The organism is Shewanella sp. HL-SH5 (assembly GCF_051163755.1).
Classification (GTDB): domain Bacteria; phylum Pseudomonadota; class Gammaproteobacteria; order Enterobacterales; family Shewanellaceae; genus Shewanella; species Shewanella glacialimarina.
Genome location: NZ_CP195038.1, coordinates 1,913,234 through 1,937,879, shown reverse-complemented (window position 1 = coordinate 1,937,879; position 24,646 = coordinate 1,913,234). Strand labels below are relative to the sequence as shown.

Below are 24,646 nucleotides of genomic sequence, written 5' to 3'. Positions count from 1 at the left end.
AATAAAATTGATAAAAATAAAAAACACTCACACAAGTAGTATAAGGAATTGGCAATGATAAAATTTAACTCTGTAGTATTGAGCACAGTAATGTCTCTGATGGTGTTTTCTGGGGCAGCCTTTGCTCATGAAGGCCATGGTGCACCGGGCTTATTCCATCACTTTGAACAAATGGCGCCAGCAATTTTGTTAGTGGCTATCGTGGCAGGTATTTTATGGAAAATGAAAAAATAAATTCATTGCATAAAATGTGTAAATAAAAACGCACTCTTCAGAGTGCGTTTAGTGATGTCATTTTATTTAACTATTATGATGCTGAAGGGGTTAGCCTTTTAGGGCGTTATCAATCATTTGTTGCGCTTGAGTAATGATATTGTCCAAATGCTGCTGACTGATAAAACTTTCAGCATATATTTTGAATAACGCCTCAGTGCCTGATGGACGCGCCGCAAACCAACCATTTTCTGTGGTCACTTTAATACCGCCGATTGCCGCATTATTACCTGGTGCATGGGACAGTATTGCCGTTATCGGCTCACCGGCTAATACAGTATCGGTAAAGCTGTCACGGTTTAACAATTCAAACTTTGCTTTTTTCTTGAGACTAATTGGGCTATCTATTCGAGTGTAAAAACTTTCACCAAATTGAGCCGTTAATTCCTGATAACGTTGTGCGGGTGTTTTGCCCGTCACAGCAGTAATTTCAAGGGCCAGTAGCGCTAAGATAAAGCCATCTTTGTCAGTACACCAAGTGCTGCCGTCACGCTTTAAGAATGCTGCACCGGCACTTTCTTCACCACCAAAGGCGATGGTGTTATTGGCTAAGCCATCGACAAACCATTTAAATCCAACCGGCACTTCTAAGCAAGTTCGGTTCAAACTTGCACATACGCGGTCAATCATGGCACTGGACACTAGTGTTTTACCAATAGACAGTTTTTCAGACCACTGCGGACGGTGGCTAATTAAATAATCAATGGCAACGGCTAAATAGTGGTTTGGGTTCATCAAGCCAAAGCCTGGGCAAACAATGCCATGACGATCATAATCTGGATCGTTTCCTACACATAAATCATAGTTTTCACTGTGTGCAAGTAACCCAGCCATGGCATAAGGCGATGAGCAGTCCATACGAATTTTGCCGTCTTTATCTAATGTCATAAAGCTGAATGTAGGATCGACCTTTTCATTGACCAAGGTGATATCTAAATCATACTTTTTAGCAATATGTTGCCAGTAATAAATGCCAGAGCCGCCTAAAGGATCTACGCCTAAACGCAAATTTGCTTTTCTAATAGCATCAAAATCAATTACATCAGCTAAAGAGTCAACATAGGGTGCAATAAAATCAACCTCTTGTACCCAACCCGATGCTAACGCTGCCCCAAAATTTACTTTTTTAACGCCACTGAGTTGTTGGGTTAAATAAGCATTGGCTTTATCTTCAATAATTTTAGTAATTGCGCCTTCGGCTGGCCCACCATGGGGCGGATTATATTTAATCCCACCATCCTCTGGCGGATTATGCGAAGGGGTAATGATTAATCCGTCAGTTAAGTGAGCAGAGCCTTTAGCTGAAGCATTAGCACAAATTATTGCCTGTGAAACAACAGGTGTAGGCGTAAAACCATCATTAGCTTGGATAAGTACTTTAACCTGGTTGGCGGTTAGCACTTCTACAACCGACATAAACGCCGCATAAGATAACGCATGAGTGTCATAACCCACAATCATAGGGCCGGTAATATTAGCCGACTGACGATAATCAACCACAGCTTGTGTAATCGCCCAAATATGATTTTGATTAAAACTGGATTTGAACGCACTGCCTCTATGGCCAGACGTGCCAAAAGTCACCTTTTGTTGCACATCGGCAACATTGGGGATCATCCGATAGTAATAACTCATTAATTTAGGAATATTCACTAAATCCGATTGCAATGCTAACGTCCCTGCACGCTCATGTATGGCCACGTCATTCTCCTTTGATTGAGGTTAAATATATTGCGCTATGGTCGATGCTTTAATGGCGTCACACCCTAAATGAACTAACACTTCTGATAAAATAGTTTGTTTCTTTGCAGTATTATTATTGGTTGTAACCCAATAGCCACTTTGGCCAATTTCTTTTGGATTAGCGGATTGGCTGGCATCTAATAACGCCTGTTTAGATTGAGCAAAATATAAACGCCCTTTTCCTTGGATTTGTAATACTTGCTCAAAGTCTTTACCCGCTTGAACCGCTAATGCGTCGAGCAAAAACATGAACCGTCCCACAGCGCCCTTTTGTTGTGCAATTAAGTGCTCATTAACGACTGTATTAAAATCAATTGTTTTTGCGGTTCTACTTGAATGAGTCTGGGTTTCAGCAATTGAAAGAGGAATGTCTGCGTTGGCAGGATTTTCAGCTTTTACCTGATTAGATTCAATAGCTGTAGGTGCAACTGCTGAAGCAGGTTCAGTGCGAGTTTGAGCACGATGATTAACTAATTGCTCAACGATTGTCTTAGCTTTATTAAATAACGCATCTCTTGTATTGGCATCAAGCACATCTAAGCCTGGCTGACTAATTGATTCTGGGCGTTGATCTGTGACAGACTCAACAGGAAGATCCAATAAACGACGCAAAATTTCTGAAGCGCTTTCGCCAATTCTTTCAGTTTTACTGGCGATAAAACGATAAAGTTCTTCATCAATTTCAATGTATTTCATTTCAATCATCCTTTTGCATGTTAAAGGTATAACCAAAGCATCTGGACTGCGATATCCACGTTTGGCAATACTGAGCTTATTTAATTATTATTTTTGATCAAATTCGATCGCTTATCTTCCCAGTTTAAGCTAAGGCTCTGCTAAGAATAAAGCCCAAAATCAAATAATTGATATAAATTCACCTTATAACCCCACTTTAACTAAAATTGTTGTCCAACTTTCCGTTTTGCTGAGCAACAATACTTGATTTGAACACGGGTATCGCGCAAAATTTGCCGCAATTAAAGTCACACCTTAGGTAACAACATGCATTACGTCATCTCAGGCGCTGGTGAGCCGGTCATTTTAATTCACGGCTTGTTTGGAAATTTAGATAACTTAAAGTCTTTAGGCACGTCACTTGAAAATGATTTTCAAGTCGTTCGGGTTGACTTACCTAATCATGGCCTAAGTGAGCATTGGTCGACAATGGATTACCCCAGCCTAGCTAAGGCAATCATTGCATTGATAGATGAGTTAGGGTTTAACTCAGTTAAAATAGTGGGTCATTCCATGGGTGGAAAAATCGCTATGGCGACTGCCCTATTGTATCCAGAGCGCGTTAACAGTCTTGTGGTCGCTGATATTGCCCCAGTGACATATCAACCTCGCCATCAAACGGTGTTTGCTGGCCTAAGTTCATTAGTGTTAGATAAAGATACCAATCGCAAAACCGCATTGGTACATTTAATCGATTCCGGCATTGATGAAGGTACAGCCCAGTTTTTACTGAAAAACTTACAAAGAACAGATGACGGCTTTGAATGGAAAATGAACTTAACTGGGCTAATTAACTGTTACGACCGTATTATTGGCTGGCAGTTAACCGATGATGATCGTCCACAGCATTACGATAAACCTTGTTTGTTTATTCGTGGCGATGAGTCTAACTATGTCATGGCGGAACATCGCGATGCTATCGTTACGCAATTTCCACAGGTGAGTGCAAAAACAATCAATGGCGCAGGTCATTGGTTGCATGCGCAAAAGCCTGAAATATTTAATCGGATAGTGGCAAATTTTTTACGTTAAAATCATGGCTATTTTTACACCATTTACACAGTGACAGATAGCCGTTGTGACTCTGATGTGATATATTCGCGCCTCTTTTTTTGCAATCTAAAGAAGTTAGTAAAGGTAAAGTATGCTCAATCAATATATGGAACAAATTGAAACCTTTGGCTTAAATTTCTTTTTTGCAGCAATTTTCTTTTTTATCGGCATGGCTATAAGCGATGTGCTAAAGCAAGGTAACGTACCAAAATTTGGACGTTACGTTGTTTGGAGCGTATTATTTTTAGGCTGTGCAGGTTTTGTGGCAAAAGGCATTATTCAAATGACCTGGGAAGGCTCAGGTATTGGTTAATAAGAGACATGGCAAAAGAAACAGCAGACAGAACAACCATTGATCTTTTTGACAGCGAAAGACGGCGTGGAAGACCTAGAAGTAATCCATTAAATCGTGAACAGCAACTGAAGATCAACAAGCGTAACCAAATTCAGCGTGATCGCGCTAACGGTTTAAAGCGGATAGAGTTAAAGGTGTCACAAGATTTATACGATGCCTTGAACCAACAAGCTTTGGCCAGTAACATTAGTCGTAGCCAGTTAATCGAACATATTCTGCAACAGCAAATCGACAACTGATTCGTTATTTGAACATCGCACTAAGCGAAATTGATATTGAAAGGATACCCCATGGCAACTGTAGGTCTATTTTTCGGTAGCGACACAGGTAATACCGAAGCTGTCGCCAAAATGATCCAGAAAAAACTGGGCAAGCAAATGATCGATGTTAAAGACATCGCCAAAAGCACCAAAGAGCAAATTGCAGAATATGATTTATTACTATTCGGCATTCCAACCTGGTACTACGGTGAAGCACAATGTGACTGGGATGATTTTTTCCCTGAACTTGAGCAAATTGACTTTAACGATAAATTAATCGCTATTTTTGGTTGTGGCGACCAGGAAGATTATGCTGAGTATTTCTTAGATGCTATGGGCATGGTTCGAGACATAGTAGAAGCCCGTGGCGGCATTATTATTGGCAACTGGCCTACTGCAAGTTATAACTTTGAAGCATCTAAAGGTTTAGCAGATGATGATCACTTTGTCGGTTTAGGCATTGATGAAGACCGTCAGCCAGAATTAACGGAAGAACGTGTTGATGCATGGGTTAAACAAATCTATGAAGAAATGTGTTTAGCTGAATTAGAAGACTAAATCCTTAAAGACCATTAAATAGCAGCTTATTGTTAAACAGCCTCTATTATAAAAGTCTAGAATAAATCTTCACTAAAAAGCGGCCTTAGCCGCTTTTTTACTATGTACACTAAAGCGGTACTTTATGCTAAAGCTGAATATTGAGACGCGGGAAATTATTGATAACGTGGTGGTGAAATACCATATATTCGATGTTAATCAACCTATAATGATTACGTTTCCTCCTGTCTGTCAAAGCATATCCAATATCGATGCCGCCGCTGATGCGCCTGTGTGGAGCTTTGATTACTTCGCTAATCGTAAACTGAATATTATTGCCTTTAATCATATCGGTGAAGGCAATTATTTTGACAGTGAAATGTTTATCTCATACTTAGATAAGCTTAAACACGCCATTGCCATGTTTCCAAGTAAAGTAGGTTATGGCACAAGTTTAGGCGGGTTTGCCCTTAGCTTACATGCAGACAGATTAGACTTGGACAAAGCCTTATTGATGATGCCGCAAAGTACTTATTGCAAATCAATTGCCCCTTGGGACCCTATTGTAACCAATGCCCAAGATAGTCGCATAAGTGATATGAAAACACTGGACGGTAAAGGCTGTAAAACCCCGCTAACGGTAATATATGATCCACTGTCTATTGCCGATAAATTGCATGTACAAAGGTTTGAACAAGCATTAACTGTTTTGAAAATATACGCAGTAGGTCACCGTGTTCCACGCGCATTACAGCATTTAAATATGCTGTCAGAGGTTATTCTGCAATTTAGACTGGGCACAATTGATCAAGATTACTTCTATGCAGGGATCAGAGGCAGACGATCCTTAAGTTATTACTTTAGGGATGCCTTTAAAAAACCGAATAAAAGCTACACTAACAGACGCGTGGCGATTATTTACTGGCATAAAGCTAAGCAAAAAATCACTCACTTTAAATTTGAGCCCAATAAAGTAATTGAACGAATAGCGGCTAGTTGTCACAAGCGCATGCTTAAAATTAAAGTTAAACTAGATCAATTCATCTCTCGTTAGCAATTTGGATGAAAACTACATTGAACACTCAAGTCACCCCTGCTCACTTAACAAACAAAATCTATGCTAAACACTGGGATATTTTCTGTGTAGTGGTAGATAACTATGGGGATATAGGCGTCACTTGGCGATTAGCCAAACAGCTTGCTGCTGAATACAGTATTCAGGTCAATTTATGGGTGGATGATTTAAACAGTTTCTCGCATATTTTACCGGCATTAAATCCTCATCTTAACCAACAATATTTTGCTGACGTTAATATTATTCACTGGAATAAAGCCACGGAAATAAGCTTTATGGCAGGCTCAGTGTTAATCGAAGCTTTTGCCTGTGAATTACCTTCATCTGTTATAAATACGCTTACTCAACTAAAACACACACATTTAGACCAAATACCTGTTTGGCTGAATTTAGAATATTTATCCGCTGAAGACTGGGTTGAAGGTTGCCATGGTTTACCCTCGACTCAACTATCCGGTTTAATCAAGCATTTTTATTTCCCCGGTTTTAGTTTCAAAACCGGCGGATTAATATGCGAACAAGATTTATTTGTTCAGCGCGATAACTGGCAAAATGATAATAGCAATAAACTGGCATTATTCGACAAACTCGGCCTAAGTGGCATTGAAGCGCACCATATTGTCATTTCAGTATTTAGTTATGAAACAAACGCCCTCCCCGCACTTATTAAGCATTGGCAGGCATCGACGACGCCAATTCACTTACTTATTCCAAAAGGCAGAAGCTTAAATAGTCTCAGTGCTTTATTACCTTGTCATGTAAATGAGTTAGTCGCAGGTCAGCAAATTCTGCTAGATTCGGTGACGCTGCACATTTTACCGATGACAGATCAACAAGGTTATGATCAACTGTTATGGAGCTGTGATTTCAACATAGTACGCGGCGAAGATTCCTTTTTAAGGGCACAATGGGCGGCAAAACCGTTTATTTGGCATATATATCCGCAAGAAGATGATTATCATCTAATAAAATTACAAGCTTTTATGCAAGTTTACTGCGATAATCTAGCGCCTGATTTAGCCAAGCCTTGGTGTGAATTGAACTTGTCGTTTAACCAAGGTGATCAAATTGACATCGTCAATCATTGGCAAAAACTCGAATTTAATCATTTGCCTTTATTACAGCATGCTAAAAAATGGCCAATGACAGCATTAAATGATGCAGATCTTGCTTCGCGACTAGTTCAATTCGTGAAAAGTCGCTAAGATACTGCTCGAAATAAGAAATCGATAAATTATAGGAAATAATGTAATGAAAACTGCTCATGAAATCCGTCCTGGCAACGTGATCATGTTAGATGGCAGCCCATGGGTTGTTCAAAAAACTGAGACAACTCGTTCTGGCCGTAATGCTGCAATTGTTAAGCTAAAATTGAAAAACTTGTTGCTTGACTCTGGTACTGAACAAACCTTTAAAGGTGAAGACAAGTTAGACGATATTATTTTAGAACGTCTAGATTGTACTTACTCTTACTTTGCTGATCCTATGTATGTATTTATGGATGAAGAATTCAACCAATACGACGTTGAAGCTGACAATTTAGGCGATGCAGCTGCTTACATCGTTGACGGTATGGAAGATCAGTGTCAGGTAACTTTCTACAACAGCAAAGCAATTTCTGTAGAATTACCGGTTCACATCGTACGTGAAGTCACTTACACCGAGCCATCAGCTCGCGGTGATACTTCAGGTAAAGTAATGAAGCCAGCTACCATTACTGGTGGCGGTACGGTTACTGTTGCTGATTTCGTAAAAGTTGGCGATAAAATTGAGATTGATACCCGTACAGGCGAATTCAAGAAACGTGTTTAATCACATCTTGTAAATTGTCTAAAAGCCAGCTTAATTGCTGGCTTTTTTGTTTTGAAGTAGCATAAAAAACTAAAATCCTTATTGCCTGCCCCACAAAATAAGATAGAAACGCTAATTTCAGTCTGCCAATTAGAATTATTCACTAAAAATCTTTAATAAAATCTCATTTTGACACTTCCACTCTCTTTATAAATTCGTTATGGTTCGCTTACTTAGTGGTATTTTATAGAGAGTAGTATGCGTCCAATCATCAAATCGAATAAATTAGATACTGTGTGTTACGACATTCGTGGACCTGTACACAAAGAAGCACGCCGTTTAGAAGATGAAGGACACCGGATATTAAAACTGAATATTGGCAACCCTGCACCATTCGGATTTGAAGCGCCTGAAGAAATTGTTCGTGATGTGATTTTAAACCTGCCCAGTGCTCAAGGTTACTGTGAATCAAAAGGATTATTCTCTGCCCGTAAAGCTATCGTTCAACATTATCAATCTCAGGGTATTTTTGGCGTTGATATTGAAGATATCTATATCGGTAATGGCGCATCGGAACTGATTGTGATGGCGATGCAAGGTTTACTCAACCCAGGTGATGAAATGTTGATCCCGTCACCGGATTATCCATTATGGACGGCGGCAACTCACTTGTCTGGCGGTAAAGCGGTTCATTATCGATGTGATGAAGAAGCTGATTGGTTTCCTGATATCGAGGATATGAAAAGTAAGATCAGTGCTCGCACCCGCGGTATTGTGTTAATTAATCCTAATAATCCAACTGGTGCTGTGTATTCGCGCGAACTGATACAACAAGTTATTGAGCTTTGTCGTCAACACGATTTGATTTTGTTTTCCGATGAGATTTACGACAAAATTCTCTATGATGAAGCGCAACATGTTCATGCGGCTTCATTATCAGATGATATTTTAACAGTGACCTTTAATGGCCTGTCCAAAGCGTATCGAGCCGCTGGGTTTAGAGTGGGCTGGATGATGCTAACCGGTAATTTAAAAGCGGCTAAAAGCTATATTGAAGGCTTAGAAATGCTGGCTTCAATGCGGTTATGCTCCAACGTGCCGAATCAACATGCAATTCAAACGGCTTTAGGGGGTTATCAATCTATCAATGAACTTATTTTACCTAAGGGTCGGCTAACAGTGCAGCGTGATGCTTGTTATGAATTATTAAATTCAATACCGGGTGTCAGTTGTAAAAAACCTAAAGGTGCACTGTACGCTTTTCCCAAATTAGATATGAAAAAGTTTAATTTACGCGATGATGAGCGCTTAGTGCTTGAATTACTTAAGCGAAAGAAGATTTTACTTGTGCAAGGTACCGCATTTAATTGGCCAGAACCTGATCATTTACGGGTGGTTTTTTTACCTCATAAAGAAGATCTCACCAAAGCATTACAGGAGTTTGGTCACTTTTTAGAAGATTATCGCCAATAAATCATTAGCAATACATATTAAAGTACAAACAACAGGGGCTGATTAATTCGGCCCCTGTTTTTTTGCCAAGCCTAGATTCAACTATAGCCTGCTGTCATATCATTATTGAATTCACTTTAATTGTATGAACACGTATTCAAAGCATTTAAAAAATGTGTGATTTACACTATGATTAGTCAGCAAATTTATTATTCAGTTCGGAAGTAATATGGACAAGAAAGTCAGTTCTCGCAGTACCAAAGAAAAAGCCCTTAGACTTAATTTGGATGATAAGAAATACGGCACCATAGTTGAAATTGGCGCTGGCCAAGAGGTGGCGCGTAATTTTTTCGTTGCTGGAGCCGCGGCAGGCACTATTGCTAAAACCATGTCTGCCTATGACATGAAGTTTTCCGATGCCATTTATGGCGTACAGCAAAATGGCCGCTATGTCAGTAAAGGCCGTGTACTTGCCATGATGGAGCAAGAATACGACTTAGTAGTTGAACGTGTTGCCGATGTACGCTCACGTTCATCACGTTACTTCAGTTATGCCGCCACTGTGGCAGCAAAAAGCTTCAATAAAGACAATGAATGCCATGCATGGTGTGGTGTTAGAGTGCAAATGTACCCAGGTGCAGAACCATCAAATATTGTGGTTCATGTGCGCATGTTTGATGACAATGCAGAAGACCAGCAGCATGCACTGGGCATTATTGGTGTGAATTTAATTTATGGCAGCTACTATTACTTCGAAGATCCAAAGAAGTTAATTGATTCGTTAACCGATAATATGAAAGCCAATCGTGTTGAAATAGACTCGATTGAATTTCAAGGCCCTTACTTTGAGGACATCGACAATAAAGCTAAAAATATCCATTTAATTCGCAGCTGGAAAACCCGTGCAGTGATGTTTAAGCCTGATGGCACCATTGGCGTACCCGCTGAGATGCTTTACAAGAAAAACGTGCTGACGATTCGCGGGTCATTTAAGCCGGTCACTAAGCTTAATGTTGATATGATTGAACAAGGTCAAAAGGCTTTTGCTGAATTAGAAGGCGTTGACAAAGACAACACCATTTTGATCGCTGAAATATCATTAAATGATTTGCAAGGTAACGATGCGAATATGTCTGAGAAAGACATTCTTGAACGGGTTCGCCTATTAAATTTATTGGGTTATAACGTGCTGGTATCAGATTATACCCGTTACTTCTCATTAAGAGCCTACTTCCGCCAATTTACCAACCTACAAATTGGCATTGTGGTTGGCATGATTAACATTAAACAAATTTTTGATGTTGAATTCTATCGCGGCCTTGAGGGCGGTATTTTAGAAGGTTTTGGTAAATTATTTCCAGACAATACCCGTTTATTCGTTTATCCAGAATTGGATGATAAAGGGGCATTAAACGATTTATCCAATGTGACTGTGCCGGCCAATCTTCGTTACCTGTATCGCCATTTAGTCGATAATGGTTTTATCAAAGGCATAGAGACCAGTAATATAGAGCTATTTAGTATTTATTCCCGTGAGATCCTCAAACAGCTGGCACGTGGATCTGATGAATGGAAACTAGCTCTGCCAGAGGTTGTTGCTGAAGAAGTGATTAAGCATAAGTTATTCGGTTATAGAGGCGCGAGAAAGTAAACAATATTGCTTGATGACAATCTTAGATTTACTTAACAACGTTTCTCAAAATAAAATACAAAAAAAGCCATTAACATTACGTTAATGGCTTTTTTATGCAGTTTTTGTCACTTTAGTAGCAACAACAATCAATAGTTGCAAACATCAATCAATTATATAAATGGTCTTTATATGCTTGCGCCACCGTTTGCCAATCAAATCTTGCGTTACTGGCTTGCTGTTTAATCTGTTGCCATGGAAGTGTGTCGTAACTTTGTAAGCATTGATTAAATTGCGAGATAAAATTATTAGCCTGCATTTCAATTCCATCACCATTAAACACCCACCCATTTTCATCATGTTTAACCGTATCTTTTAACCCGCCGACGCCATGGACTAAACAAGGTTGACCGTGCTTCATGGCTAACATTTGGCTAATACCACAGGGCTCGAATGAGCTAGGCATTAAGAATAACTCACCCTGTTGATACAGTAGCTGTGATAATTGCTCGTCGTAACCATTTAAAAAGATACTATTAGCATATTGGGCACATATCGTTTTAAGCTGATTTGATAAATGCTCATCACCACTGCCAAGTAGCATAAACAAAGCATCTGGTTGCTGCTGTTTTAGATTAATCAGTAATTGATCTAATACCGTTTTACCATTGGCTATTTTGGTTAAAAAAAGCATCACCTTTTGTGTCGTTAATCGCCCTACAGAGGTCACCAGTAGTCCCGGATAACTGCTGTCAATATTTGTATACCGACGAATATGCTGATCGACTCGTATATTAGCGATAAAGTCGGTTGATGAAACCACTGATTTATATTTTTGCCACTGAATCAATGCCTCCTGAGCAGTGCTCAACAAATCCAGTCTTTGAAATGTGAGATTTTCGGATTGAGACTTTGATACTTGCTGCGTTTCAGAACGAGCGCTATCGGCTGTATTTTGGGTATGATTATCATCAATTGTATAATCACAGCCATTAATAATGCCAACAAGCTGCTGATTTGTAGCTTTCAACTGTAAATCTTGCTCTAGCCCCTCGCCACCATAAAAGCCTTTTTCAGGATGAGATGCTAATAATATTTCTTTAGCATAAGTCGGTGATACCACATGCACTTTGTCACTAAACACAATTCCCATGCGCATCGGGTTTGCACAATTAGGATACCTAGGGTCAACAATGCCGTTGGGCAAGTTATCAAGTTGATTGGCAAAAAACCATTGCGGATACCAATGACATAATGACGATTTATCCCCAGTTAAAGGTCTTATGCCCTGCAGCGCTAGGTTGTGAATAGTATAAATGCACTTGAGCTGTTTCAATGATGCAAAATCATCCACACATTCCCTGAGCATCGCAATCATTGCGGTATGCCAGTCATGTAGATGCATCACATCATAATGTCCCAGTTTACCTTGCACTAATGCACTGGCAACCGCTAAACAAAACAAGGCAAACTTATCTGCATCATCAGCAAAAGGTCTGTCAGCGGAACCTTGAGTATAAATGCTGCCGTCGGCTTGATTAAACATAGGATGGGCAAATAAATATACCCAACTATGTTGCTCGCTAGACCCATTGGCTGTGCAAACCTGTGCTTTACTCTCTGGCCGTGGGATCCTATAGATGCTTATCTTTTCCATTGCCCCACCAAAAGACACTTCAATGTCAGTGACTTTATCGGCGCAATAATAATCCTTTAAGAAGCCATACTCAGGCATGGCGACATCGGCAGATATCCCACAATCACTTAAAGCCTTGGGGAGATCGCGAATAACATCCCCCATGCCGCCGACTTTAGCTTTAATCAAGGCATCGTTTTCAGCGGCGACTAATAGCACTTTATTCATTAACATTCCTTATTCAAAACCAACCGCGAGCCCGAGCATTTTACGCGTGACTAAGGTGATGCCTTTTTCTGATACTCTAAAGCCGCGAGCTCTATCGTGATCATGGTTATAACCAATTTCCATGCCCTCAGGAATAATACAACCGCGATCCAAAATAGAGTTTTTAATTTTACAGTTTTTAAGTACCACAACATCGGGTAACAGCACAGAGTCTTTAACTAATGAATAGGAACACACTCTGACTTCGTCAAACAACACGCTGCGTTTTACTTTCGCACCTGAAATAATACAACCGCCAGAAATAATTGAATCTACCGCCATTCCACGTCGATTATCATCGTCAAAGACAAACTTAGCAGGAGGGAGTTGCTCTTGATAAGTCCAAATAGGCCATTTCGCATCGTAAAGATTAAGCGCCGGTGTCGGTGACAACAACTCCATGTTGGCCTGAAAAAACGATTCTAATGTGCCCACATCGCGCCAATAAGCGGGCTCATCTTCAATGGCACTGATAAACGGAAAGGCATACACGTTATGCTCTTTAATAATATTGGGAATGATGTCTTTACCAAAATCGCGTTCAGAGTGTTCATTAACCGAATCTTTTTTCAATTGATCAAATAAAAACTTGGTATTAAAAACATAGTTGCCCATAGATGCTAAGCATTTATCAGGTTTACCTGGAATAGGCTTTGGGTGTGCTGGCTTTTCTTCAAAGCCAATAATACGATTATTTTCATCAACTTCAACAACCCCGAATGCACCAGCGGCCTCTTCTAAAGGTACTTCTAAACAACAAACCGTCATATCGGCATTAGACTCAGCGTGATCCGCCAACAGACCGGCATAATCCATGCGATAAATATGATCGCCAGATAAAATCATCACATACTTGGTCGTTTCATGGCGGATAATATCAATATTTTGAAACACAGCATCTGCGGTGCCTTCATACCAATTACCTGAGGTCTGTTGAGATGCCGGTAATATTTCAACTGATTCACCCAGTTCCTTCTTAAAATGACCCCAGCCCCTTGTAACATGCCGGATCAACGAATGGGATTTATACTGTGTCACCACCCCAACCCGTCTAATGCCAGAGTTGATGCAATTTGATAAAGGAAAATCGATAATTCTATACTTACCCCCAAAGTACAACGCAGGCTTTGCACGCCAGTCGGTCAGCTCATGCAAGCGAGAACCACGACCACCAGCGAGAATAATCGCATAAGTATCACGCGTTAAATTACTAATATACCGTACACTTTTATTCATACATTCACTCCATAGACAACACGATTAGGTTTAAATGGGCGCTAACATCCCTGTTGTTACTTTTTAACTGACATTACTTTGATTACTTTCAAAACCTAGACATCACACATGTTTGAGCCAAATATCATCACGATAGCCGGCGATGGTTTTGTCACTTGAAAACCGGCCACTGGCAGCAGTGTTACGAATACTGGTTTGCTGCCACAAGGTTTGATCGCTATAAAGTTTGGCCACGGCTGATTGCGCACCGCAGTACTCATCAAAGTCTGCGGCTAGCATCCATTGATCGTGGGGATCTTTAATGGCATTGATGATGCTGTCGAATATGCCGGGTTCAACTAAATTGAAATGGCCACCAGCTAACATATCAAGTACTCCTTGTAGCGCTGGGGAGGCGTTAATATACTTTTGTGGCTGATAATGGGGTTTGAGTGATTGGACTTGCTCTGCGGTTAAGCCGAACAAGAAAAAGTTTTCCTGGCCGACCTCCGCTAACATTTCAACATTCGCGCCATCTAAGGTGCCAATTGTTAGCGCGCCATTCATCATAAACTTCATATTGCCGGTGCCAGAGGCTTCTTTACCTGCGGTTGATATTTGTTCTGACAAATCGGTACCTGGGCAGATTTTCTCCATTGCACTGACATTATAATTAGGCAAAAAGGCAAGCCGTAAATACGGCGTAACAGCTGGGTCATTGTTAATCATATGCGCCACATTATTGATTAACTTGATAATTTGTTTGGCCATCGCATAACCTGGCGCTGCTTTACCACCAATCAACACACAGCGCGGAACCATGTATTGAGTATCGCCAGCTAGTATTCTCTGATACAGGTGAATAACGTGCATGATGTTGAGTAACTGACGTTTGTACTCATGGATACGCTTTACCTGCACATCAAACATCATACTTGTATCAAACGGCACACCACTTTCTGCCAACACAAACCTTGCCAACACTTGCTTATTGGCATGTTTCACTTCGGCCCACTGTTTGACGAACTTTTTATCAGAGGTAAACGCATTTAGCGCGGTTAAATGCGACAAATCGTTAATCCAGGCATCTCCAAGTTTGCTATTGATCAAATCGGTTAATAAAGGATTACAATTCACTAACCAACGTCTTGGTGTGACACCGTTAGTACGGTTATTGAATTTAGTTGGCCATAATTGGTAAAAATCATTAAATAAGCCTGCTTTTAATAACTGCGTATGTAAACCTGCTACACCGTTGACCGAAAAACTGGCCACAATGGCTAAGTAAGCCATACGAACATGTTGCACTGGCCCTTCTTCAATAATCGACATCGCAGCTAACTTCGTCACATCCCCCGGCCATTGATGGGCAACCTGTTCAAGGAATCGAGCGTTGATTTCAAATATAATTTGCATAATGCGTGGCAACATATGCTGCATTAATGGTACCGGCCAGCGCTCAAGCGCTTCCGGCAATAAAGTGTGGTTAGTGTAAGCTAAGGTTTGTGAGGTAATTAACCAAGCATTGTCCCAACCTAGGCCGTATTCATCCATCAATAGGCGCATTAATTCTGGCGCGGCAATACTTGGGTGAGTATCGTTAAGCTGAATCGCATTTTTAGCACTGAACTGGCTAAAGTCTTCACCGTATATCGCCACATATCGGGCCAATAAGTCCTGTAAACTTGCTGAACTTAAAAAGTACTGTTGTCTTAAGCGTAATTCTTTACCATTCTCGCTGGCATCATTGGGGTACAACACCATAGTAATTTGTTCTGCTAAGTTTTTATCGGCCACCGCTTCGGCATAATCGCCATCATTAAATTCTGCTAAATCGAAATCATCATTAGCTTCTGCTTTCCAAAGCCTTAGGGTATTTATACGGCCATTACGGTAACCTGGTACTGGCATGTCGTAGGGCACAGCCAGCACTGAGCGACAATCTTGCCAAACATGCTGAGTATTACCGGCCTTATCTTGATAGGTTGTGCAGTGGCCAAAAAAGGGTACTGACACAATCCTGTGGGGCATTCTCACTTCCCAGGGGTTACCTTGGCGTAACCAGCGATCGGGCTTTTCTACTTGATATCCATTGACTATTTTTTGGGCAAACATGCCATATTGATAACGGATACCATAGCCCGTCACGGCTAAGTCAAGGCTGGCACAGCTATCTAAAAAACATGCAGCGAGTCGCCCCAGTCCACCATTGCCAAGGCCTGCGTCATGCTCATATTCTTCAATGACTTCTAGCTGAATGGCATAGTCAGTGAGCAGTTTACGGGTCTCGTCAGTTAACTCTAAGCTCAGTAAAGCATTACCTAAAGCACGTCCCATTAAAAACTCAAGTGACAAATAGGCAATTTGTTTTTGATCAAATTGATTATCTTTAATACGTGTAGATCGCCACTTATCGAGCATTTGCTCTTTGACACCTAATGCTAAAGCCTCAAACAGCGATGAGTCTTGGTGCTCACTGTGGCATAACCCATAACGAATTTGCCTTGCAACACTTGCTGCCAATGAATCACAGGGATCGCAAGGTTCAGATTTGGTTAACACTTGATCAGTTAACGCATTACTGGCTAAGGATGTACTCTTTGCGCTAGATTCTGACTCCGACTCTGATTTAGTGTGACTCTTGGGCTTAGCTGGCTTTTTGTTTGTCGATTTATTCGCACTAACAGTTTTAGCTGCGGTCATGTTCCACTCCTTGAAAATGGCTATGAAATATCATCAAACTACGGGGTTGAAGGTAAAATTTCCCATCAAGATTAGCTTGAGTTTGTGCAACATCTATCTGGGTATCGCTTTGGGTATGCAACACACAGGACCAATGTCCAAAATGGATTAAGTTAGGTTGGTGGAAGGTTTGCTGTTGTTCATCAGCGTTAATAAATAGCATTAACGCTTGGGTATTTTCGGGAATGGCGCCGACTTCAGCTTCAAGCAAATTGCCAGTAACAATAACGGTTAATGTGCGGCAGTGATGTTCACTCCACAGCGTTTTGGTCATTGGCTCACCTAGTTTATTGAACCAGGCAATGCCATTATCAAATAAGGCTTCAGGCTGGTGGATAAACTCTTTATGACATAGCAAAGGGTAATGCTTGCGCAATTTGATCAATTCTTGGGTGAAATGAACCAAATCCCAGTCAATGGCTTGCCAGTTGAACCAATTATCAGGCGTATCTTGGCAGTAGGCATTATTGTTTCCTTGTTGGGTGTGGCCAGCTTCATCGCCACTTAACAACATAGGTACGCCTTGAGATAGCAATAAAGTCGCTAAAAAATTACGTTTTTGACGGCTGCGCACAGTATTAATCTTGCTGCTTTCTGTTTCGCCTTCTACCCCATAATGGCAACTGAAGTTTTCTTGATGACCATCTCTATTATCTTCGTTATTAGCCAAGTTGTGCTTAGCTTGATAAGACACCAAATCATGCAGAGTGTAACCATCATGACTGGTAATAAAGTTAATACTTGCCGCAGGGCCACGGCCATTGTGTTCAAAGAAATCACTTGAGCCATGGAAGCGTTTAGCAAACTCAGACAATATGCCATTATCTCCACGCCAAAATCGGCGCATGGTGTCACGGTATCTGTCATTCCATTCACTGAATACCACAGGATAATTACCTAATTGATATCCACCGGGGCCAATATCCCATGGCTCAACAATTAATTTAACCCGGCACAATGTTGGGTCTTGCATTAACGCATCAAAAAATCCACTGCCTGGGTCAAAGCCATAATTTTCACGGCCTAAACAGCTAGCAAGGTCAAAGCGAAAACCATCTACTCCCATTACTTCAACCCAGTACCGTAATGAGTCCATGATTAACATTAAAACCTGAGGATGGTTAACATTAAGGGTATTACCACAGCCAGTATCATTAATATAAAAGCGAGGTTCATTGGGCATTAAACGGTAATAGCTTGCGTTATCTATGCCTTTAAAATGATAACTTGGGCCTAAATGATTACCTTCTGCAGTATGGTTATAAACCACATCTAAAATAACCTCGACACCGGCCTGGTGCATCTTTGACACCATGTGCCTAAACTCAGCAATATCATCTGATGCCAGATATTGTGGATGCGGTGCAAAAAATCCTGCTGTGTTATAACCCCAATAATTATTGAGTTTTTTCTCTAGCAAAAAAGGTTCGTCAAAAAATGCATGTACAGGGAGTAACTCAATTGCCGTGATCCCAAGTTGAGTTAAATACTCTACAACTGCGGGATGAGACAGGCCTGCGAATGTACCGCACATCTCACGTGGTAAATCTGGATGCAGTTTGGTAAATCCCTTAACATGGGTTTCGTAAATGATACTGTGGTTAAGCTCGCGCCTTATCGGCGCTATAGGTATCGCCTTAATGCGCTCAATATCAACCACTGCACATTTGGGCATAAAGGCGGCATTATCTTGCTGACTAAACGACAGATCTGCGCTGGCGTCATCAACATCGTATCCATAAAGGGCATGACTATGCTGCAATTCACCAACCAGTTTTCGTGCATAGGGGTCAAGATGAAGCTTGTGGTGATTAAATCGATGACCGAGTTCAGGCTGATATGGTCCAAACACTCGATAACCATAAAGTAACCCGTCTTTTGCACCGGTTAACTCACCATGCCAAATATGATGAGTTTTATGGGTTAATATGTATTGGGCAATTTCAAGCTGTGAAATGGGATCAAATATACACAATATGACTTTGGTGGCATTGGCTGAAAACAGTGAAAAATTCACCCCATTCTCGGTTAGATTTGCCCCTAAAGGATAAGGCATACCTTCATCGAGTATTAGGTGATTAACGCCTGCGACAATTGTCGGTTTATACTCAACCTTATCATTACTTTCAGTTTGATTAACCATACTCACCACTCCTTTACCACACGCACAAAAACAATAAACGGACTTAGCCAGTTTTTATCGATTACCCTTAGGTTTTAGATGTCTTCGGCTTTGATTTAGCTTTAAGCTCAGTCTTTGCTTTTGTTTTAGGTTGCGAGAGTGTTTTTACAGACGATTTAATGACTGGCGTAAAAATCACACAGGACAATGGCGGCACTGTTATCAGCGCACTGTAATCTTGCCCTTGCCATGCTTGAACTTCAGCATCGATAGCATGCTCATTAATCAGGTTCGATCCGCCATAGCGGGCATCATCACTGTTTAACGCTTGCTGATAAGCTGTATGTTGAGGTAAACCGATGCGAAAATTATGGTGCACTGTTGGTGTCATATTGATCACAATCACTGCATGCTCATTAGACTGCTTGCCAAAACGAGCAAACACTAAAATGCTATTGGCCTCGTTATGGCAATCAAGCCAACTAAACCCCGCCGGATTAGTATCAAGTACATATAATGCCGGGCTGTGCAGGTAAAGTGCGTTAAGATCTTGGACCCAGTGCTGTATTTGCTGATGAGCTTGATACTCTAGTAAATGCCAATCTAAGCTTAGGTTATGATTCCATTCACTTCGCTGTGCAAATTCGCACCCCATAAATAACAGCTTCTTGCCTGGATGAGCCCACATAAAACCAAAGTAGGCCCGTAAAGTCGCAAATTTTTGCCAGTCATCTCCGGGGATCTTATTAATGAGCGAACCCTTACCGTGCACCACTTCATCGTGACTAACCGACAGTATGAATTGCTCTGTATAGGCATACACTAAACCAAATGTCAGTTCATTGTGGTGGTGAGAGCGATAAAGCGGATCGCGCTTTAAATAACTAAGCGAGTCATTCATCCAGCCCATATTCCACTTATAACCAAAACCTAAACCTTGATGCTCGGTACTTTGAGTCACTCCGCCCCAAGCGGTAGATTCTTCAGCGACCATATCTATGCCCGGAAAAGCTTGATACATTTCGATATTCAGTCGTTTTAGAAAACTTATTGCAGCTAAATTCTCACGGCCCCCGTGTTCATTGGGTAACCATTGGTCTTGTTCTCTTGAATAATCTAAATACAACATTGACGACACGGCATCTAATCTAAGGCCGTCAAAATGAAACTCACTTAACCAGTAATAAGCATTACTTAACAAGAAACTGTTAACTTCCGCTCGGCCATAGTTATAAATAAGGGTATCCCAATCTGGATGCTCTCCCTGGCGTGGATCGGCATGTTCATAAAGACATGAACCATCAAAACGAGCCAGGCCGTGGGGGTCTTTAGGAAAATGTGCCGGTACCCAATCAAGCAACACTGCTAGGTCATGTTGGTGACAACTGTCGATAAAGGCTTTTAAGCCTTCTGGTTTGCCAAAACGATAGGTCGGTGCATACAAGCCTACGGGTTGATAACCCCACGAACCATCAAATGGATATTCACTGATCGGCATTAATTGCAGATGTGTAAAACCCATTTTTTTGACATAGGGAATAAGTTCATCGATTAATTGCTGATAGTCATAAAAGCATTCACCTGTGTCCCCTTGGCGGCGCCATGAGGCTAGTTGCACCTCATATATTGCCATCGGTTGATTGCAACTTTGACGACTAGATTGTTGTGCGTTAGCTATCCTTTGTGTCATCCAGTTAGCATCTTGCCATTGATAAGCATCAACATCAGCCACAATAGATGCATTCCCCGGTGCAGCCTGCATCATTTTGGCGTAGGGATCTGACTTTTCAAGCCTATTGCCCTGCGCATCATCAATACTAAACTTATAATGCATGCCGACATCAATATCAGCGATAAAAATGTCCCACAAGCCACTTGCTGGATGTCGTCTTAATATATGACGGCGCGGATCCCAATGGTTCATATCGCCAACAAGCGCAACATTTTGTGCATTAGGCGCCCACACGCAAAAGTGAACCCCTTTAATACCTTGGTGGGTTTGCCAATTAGCGCCTTGAAATAAATAAGCTTGTAACTGTGAGCCCTCGTTGAATAAATAAACATCTTTATCATCAAGTAGGCTATCAAATTGGTAAGGGTCAATAATCTCAACCACACTTAGCGGGTAACTGACTCGCAATAGATATTGAAACTTATTTTTACGACGGGGAATTTTGCCACTAAAAAAACCAGCATCAACCACAGTCAGTGTTGCCACTTTACGACCACTTTTTAAATCAATCACCTCAACCTGACTTGCCTCTGGTAAAAAGCAATTTACAACAAGTGATTTAAACTCTTCAACATAATGCATTCCAAGTTGCGAGAACACATCGTTAAATTGACCCACACTTATCTGACTAAGCACTGAAGCATGAATATTGGTGGCACTTGTTATCATCATAATGGCTTCCATAAGGTAATTTTTGTCGTTTGCTGGCGTAACGGTATTAAGTTGTTCTGGCTATTCATTTTGGTTGTGGTGATTTCTGCTCGCCAAGACTAATTGGCATCGTTGCTGAATGGCCTTATCTTGAAACAGTTGCGTCAAGGTCATCGGTAATCGGCGTTGCCAATTAGGAAACTCTTTCCAGGTTCCCGGAATATTGACGCAGTGGTTATCAGCCATCAAATCAGCAAGCTGGACACAAAATAATGTCGATTGACTTGTTGACGCCACAATCAGCCAAGCATTAAGTAACCGATTGAAAACTAATTCAGATAAAGCTTTTTTTAAGCCTATGTGAGATGCACGTTTGTCGACAGGTATCTGATGATATTGGCTTAACAAGGTTTGTAATTCTGCAAGTAACAAACTGACGTCATCAGGCAAATGCAGGCCACCAGATTTAACTTGGCCAAGCCCGATAACTAGCCAATCAATAAGGTGCCATTTATCAACGTCACGTTGCTCAGCTTCGGTGATAAAATCCTGTTCTGACTCATATTGCGCTAAGCGCTGACGGATCAATAAATCTTCACCTTGCCACCAGGCTTTTAATGGTGCGACATCATGATTTGCCAGCATCATTAAACTATTGGTTTTGTGTGAATCAGGCGGACAGAACTGATGTTGTTGTGTAGTAAAATAAAATAATTGATTCGATAAAATATTACGCTGAGCCATAGCATCGATAATTTCAGGCGGAACCGTGCCTAAGTCTTCACCAATAACAACGCAATTAGCGCGATGGCTCTCAATACAAACAATGGCGAGTAGAGTCTCTAATGGGTAATAAACATAGGCGCCGTTGCCCCAGTGTTTATTGACAGGCCACCACCAGAGTCTGAGTAATCCCATAACATGATCAATTCTAATTGCACCATAAAAGCGCATATTGGTGCGAAGCAAATCAATAAAATGTTGATAGTCAGCCTGTTTCAGCTTAACGGGGTCTAATGGCGTTAACCCCCAATTTTGGCCACTTGCCGAAAAAGGATCTGGCGGCGCACCAATACTGGCTTGTGTACAAAACTGACCAATATTGCTTTGTACTTCATTGCCACTAAGTAAGGCGCCTATGGCTAAATCACCAATCAGGCCGATTTTCATATCAAGGGATGTGCAATATGCTTGGCATGCCTTAAGTTGCTCTACCGCGATAAACTGCAAATAGGCATAAAACTCTTCTGGCATAGTTAGCCATTGGGGAGATTGACATACCTGATCTGCACAAAACTGCTGCAGTGACTGACCTTCTTGCTCAACAAATTGGCGAAACTGTTGATAATAACTTGAATTTACAGCCTTACTATTAGCAGAAAATAATTCATACATAATTACAAATGAGCGAAATTTATAGTCAAAAACCTTTTTGTAACTTATATTTTTTAAATGATTTATTTTCACATCAAAATCATTATGTTTCATATCAACATAAGTATTACCGTCTTTAGTTAACAGATTGTGCATCTCATCAAGATCGATATAGAGCGGATTCAGTCGTCTTCTGTCTGTTGGGCTATAGGGACTACAATTGTCTGGATTAGCAATATCAAGTGCATGTAAAGGATTAAGCATGACAAAATCAGCCCCCATAGAGGCACTATATTCAATCATTTTTTTTAAGCTGCTAAAGTCCCCTATTGCATCAAAACCCTCGCCGCCCTTTTTTAAACTATAAAGTTGGACACTTATTCCCCACAATTTTTGTTGGTTTTGCTTAACCAGCCCAGCATCAAAACAATGATTAGGGGCAATAAGTAAAGTTGCTGAGGCAGATGAAACCGTGTTTATATTCGCTGCAGACTCAATTTCTACCGATATATGATGATAACCATCAGGAATAGCAAATTCAGTAAATTGATTGAGGGTAAATTGATAGCGGCAATAACGAACACCTTGGTAGTAATACTCACCAATAATGGCCATGTCACACGTACGACAAGTAAATACAGTGCTGCTAGGTGAATCTATAGGACGGCGACTCATTTGATCAAAAATGATTTCAACCCTAACCACAGCATCTTGTTCAGGTAAATGAATGTGTGCAGCGGCCATTGATACATAACTGTATTGAAAAGAAGGTAATATCGATAACCATGGCTTTGCATCTAACGTATAAATAGTCTCCTCAACGATAGAAACACTTAAAGGTTCATCGTGACTGATACTGTTGTTAATGCTTTTATTAATACTGCTATTAATTGGCAAATGCTTATTTAAGGATGCTGATAATGGCTCATGGCCATTTGGTGCCAACATCGCCTTTACTATCCCTAGCCTATCGTGTTGATCAATTTTTACATGCCTGCCAAAGCAGTCAATAAACTCTGCCCCAACGCCCTGCAAATACAGTAACTTCTCTAGCCCCATATTTGTCTCCATGCTCTGCACCATAACAAGTAATAGCAGCTACCATGCCAGTGTTAAGTAACAGTAAGAAGACAGATTGATGACAATAATAAGACATACAATATTATTTAATTACAGTGCGTTATGAATAAATAAGAATATTTGGCTTATTTAGCACGCATTAAAACAGTTGTTTAAATGCACAAAAATGGGGCGATAAATGTTCGATAATAGCGCAAATAATAGATGAGGTTGCAAAGAAGGTAGTAGCGCAAGTAACAAAACAAGCCGCACAAAATACCTAAGACGTTAATTGGCATCGATAATATACATGCGACGTTCATCGCCGAGCGATAATGATAAAGCTTGATGAGCTTCAAGCTCACATCTGGACAGAATGGGCTCAAAATGTGACTCCATGTACAAATGATTGAGCGAGACGCCGGCTCTTGGTTTTAAAATCAGCATCCATGTGGACTTAACCAAAACAAATTACATCCATGTTAAACAGCCAGTTCGGCATCCATGCCTCTCGCTCAGAAAAGTTTCACTTAGTGAAACTTCGCCCTGTTTTGGATACTCGCTGGCTCATCTGCACCTGCATTTTTATCTCTTCGATTTAGCTTCATTTTTGATTGTAGTAAAAGCTAAATCAGAACAAGAGTTAACTCGTTTTTGGACAAAAGCTTGTTAGTGCTTAGGCTCTAAAGTTTACGATTTGCATTATCATTTGTAATGACTATCTTAAGAAGCGGGCTTATGTTCACTAAGAGATGGATCGCAGTTAACTATTGTAATAAATAGTTAACCAGTAAGTTTAGGTTAGGCGTCTAAATGAACGTCCCTGTGCGGAGCCGCATGCAGGGTGGTGTGGGGACTGGAGGCTAGACACCTCCGGCTACCCAATTAAGCGGCTTTTTGATGAATTAAATAGTAATAATTAAACAGGCACTTAATCAACTGAT

At 40.8% G+C, this 24,646-nt stretch carries 18 protein-coding genes; 10 read left to right on the top strand and 8 right to left on the bottom strand.

The features are described from left to right. Positions 1 to 54: 54 nt before the first annotated feature. On the top strand, positions 55 to 234 hold the full coding sequence (locus ACRWQM_RS08440; RefSeq protein WP_434931848.1) for a hypothetical protein: 180 nt from the start codon (positions 55 to 57) through the stop codon (positions 232 to 234). 90 nt (positions 235 to 324) lie between these two features. Here the strand turns inward: ACRWQM_RS08440 and pgm are convergent, their stop codons facing one another. Continuing rightward, complete coding sequence (gene pgm / locus ACRWQM_RS08435; protein WP_434931847.1) at positions 325 to 1,974, bottom strand: phosphoglucomutase (alpha-D-glucose-1,6-bisphosphate-dependent); 1,650 nt, start codon at positions 1,972 to 1,974, stop codon at positions 325 to 327. A 21-nt stretch (positions 1,975 to 1,995) separates the two neighbouring features. After that, positions 1,996 to 2,712 carry a replication initiation negative regulator SeqA gene (gene seqA, locus ACRWQM_RS08430; protein ID WP_434931846.1) on the bottom strand — a complete coding sequence of 239 codons (717 nt, stop codon included), beginning with the start codon at positions 2,710 to 2,712 and terminating at the stop codon, positions 1,996 to 1,998. A 306-nt stretch (positions 2,713 to 3,018) separates the two neighbouring features. On the opposite strand from seqA, the gene ACRWQM_RS08425 reads away from it, so the two are divergent. The 9 genes from ACRWQM_RS08425 (at position 3,019) to ACRWQM_RS08385 (ending at position 10,925) form a co-directional block, all read left to right on the top strand. Next, entirely contained in the window at positions 3,019 to 3,783 is a 765-nt protein-coding gene (locus ACRWQM_RS08425) for an alpha/beta fold hydrolase (RefSeq protein WP_434931845.1), read from the top strand. Between the two features lie 112 nt (positions 3,784 to 3,895). Beyond that, positions 3,896 to 4,117, top strand: a complete 222-nt coding sequence (locus ACRWQM_RS08420; protein WP_226415723.1) for a DUF2788 domain-containing protein — start codon at positions 3,896 to 3,898, stop codon at positions 4,115 to 4,117. Positions 4,118 to 4,125: 8 nt separating this feature from the next. Beyond that, complete coding sequence (gene ybfE, locus ACRWQM_RS08415) at positions 4,126 to 4,398, top strand: LexA regulated protein (RefSeq protein WP_226415722.1); 273 nt, start codon at positions 4,126 to 4,128, stop codon at positions 4,396 to 4,398. A gap of 51 nt (positions 4,399 to 4,449) precedes the next feature. After that, positions 4,450 to 4,977, top strand: coding sequence for a flavodoxin FldA (gene fldA, locus ACRWQM_RS08410; protein WP_226415720.1), 528 nt, complete (start codon positions 4,450 to 4,452; stop codon positions 4,975 to 4,977). Between the two features lie 124 nt (positions 4,978 to 5,101). Continuing rightward, a complete protein-coding gene (locus ACRWQM_RS08405) occupies positions 5,102 to 6,010 on the top strand; it encodes a hypothetical protein (RefSeq protein ID WP_434931844.1) in 909 nt (302 codons plus the stop codon). 8 nt (positions 6,011 to 6,018) lie between these two features. Then, complete coding sequence (gene earP, locus ACRWQM_RS08400; RefSeq protein ID WP_434931843.1) at positions 6,019 to 7,236, top strand: elongation factor P maturation arginine rhamnosyltransferase EarP; 1,218 nt, start codon at positions 6,019 to 6,021, stop codon at positions 7,234 to 7,236. 46 nt (positions 7,237 to 7,282) lie between these two features. Then, the gene (gene efp / locus ACRWQM_RS08395) at positions 7,283 to 7,843 is read left to right on the top strand and encodes an elongation factor P (protein ID WP_235084850.1); all 561 of its coding nucleotides are present in this window, start codon (positions 7,283 to 7,285) and stop codon (positions 7,841 to 7,843) included. 237 nt (positions 7,844 to 8,080) lie between these two features. After that, positions 8,081 to 9,295 carry a pyridoxal phosphate-dependent aminotransferase gene (locus ACRWQM_RS08390; protein ID WP_434926180.1) on the top strand — a complete coding sequence of 405 codons (1,215 nt, stop codon included), beginning with the start codon at positions 8,081 to 8,083 and terminating at the stop codon, positions 9,293 to 9,295. A 208-nt stretch (positions 9,296 to 9,503) separates the two neighbouring features. Then, complete coding sequence (locus tag ACRWQM_RS08385) at positions 9,504 to 10,925, top strand: TonB-dependent receptor (protein ID WP_434926181.1); 1,422 nt, start codon at positions 9,504 to 9,506, stop codon at positions 10,923 to 10,925. Positions 10,926 to 11,073: 148 nt separating this feature from the next. On the opposite strand, the gene ACRWQM_RS08380 is transcribed toward ACRWQM_RS08385, so the two are convergent. The 6 genes from ACRWQM_RS08380 to malQ all read right to left on the bottom strand — a co-directional run bounded on the left by ACRWQM_RS08380 (position 11,074) and on the right by malQ (position 23,714). Continuing rightward, positions 11,074 to 12,768 carry a glycogen synthase gene (locus ACRWQM_RS08380; RefSeq protein ID WP_434931842.1) on the bottom strand — a complete coding sequence of 565 codons (1,695 nt, stop codon included), beginning with the start codon at positions 12,766 to 12,768 and terminating at the stop codon, positions 11,074 to 11,076. Positions 12,769 to 12,777: 9 nt separating this feature from the next. Next, positions 12,778 to 14,043, bottom strand: a complete 1,266-nt coding sequence (glgC, locus tag ACRWQM_RS08375) for a glucose-1-phosphate adenylyltransferase (protein WP_434931841.1) — start codon at positions 14,041 to 14,043, stop codon at positions 12,778 to 12,780. A gap of 102 nt (positions 14,044 to 14,145) precedes the next feature. Next, the gene (locus ACRWQM_RS08370; protein ID WP_434931840.1) at positions 14,146 to 16,725 is read right to left on the bottom strand and encodes a glycogen/starch/alpha-glucan phosphorylase; all 2,580 of its coding nucleotides are present in this window, start codon (positions 16,723 to 16,725) and stop codon (positions 14,146 to 14,148) included. Further along, complete coding sequence (gene glgX / locus ACRWQM_RS08365) at positions 16,712 to 18,820, bottom strand: glycogen debranching protein GlgX (RefSeq protein ID WP_434932008.1); 2,109 nt, start codon at positions 18,818 to 18,820, stop codon at positions 16,712 to 16,714. The genes ACRWQM_RS08370 and glgX overlap by 14 nt, the downstream gene beginning before the upstream one ends. Positions 18,821 to 18,974: 154 nt before the next feature. Beyond that, positions 18,975 to 21,290, bottom strand: coding sequence for a 1,4-alpha-glucan branching protein GlgB (gene glgB / locus ACRWQM_RS08360; RefSeq protein ID WP_434931839.1), 2,316 nt, complete (start codon positions 21,288 to 21,290; stop codon positions 18,975 to 18,977). Positions 21,291 to 21,350: 60 nt separating this feature from the next. Continuing rightward, a complete protein-coding gene (malQ, locus tag ACRWQM_RS08355; RefSeq protein ID WP_434931838.1) occupies positions 21,351 to 23,714 on the bottom strand; it encodes a 4-alpha-glucanotransferase in 2,364 nt (787 codons plus the stop codon). Positions 23,715 to 24,646 lie beyond the last annotated feature (932 nt).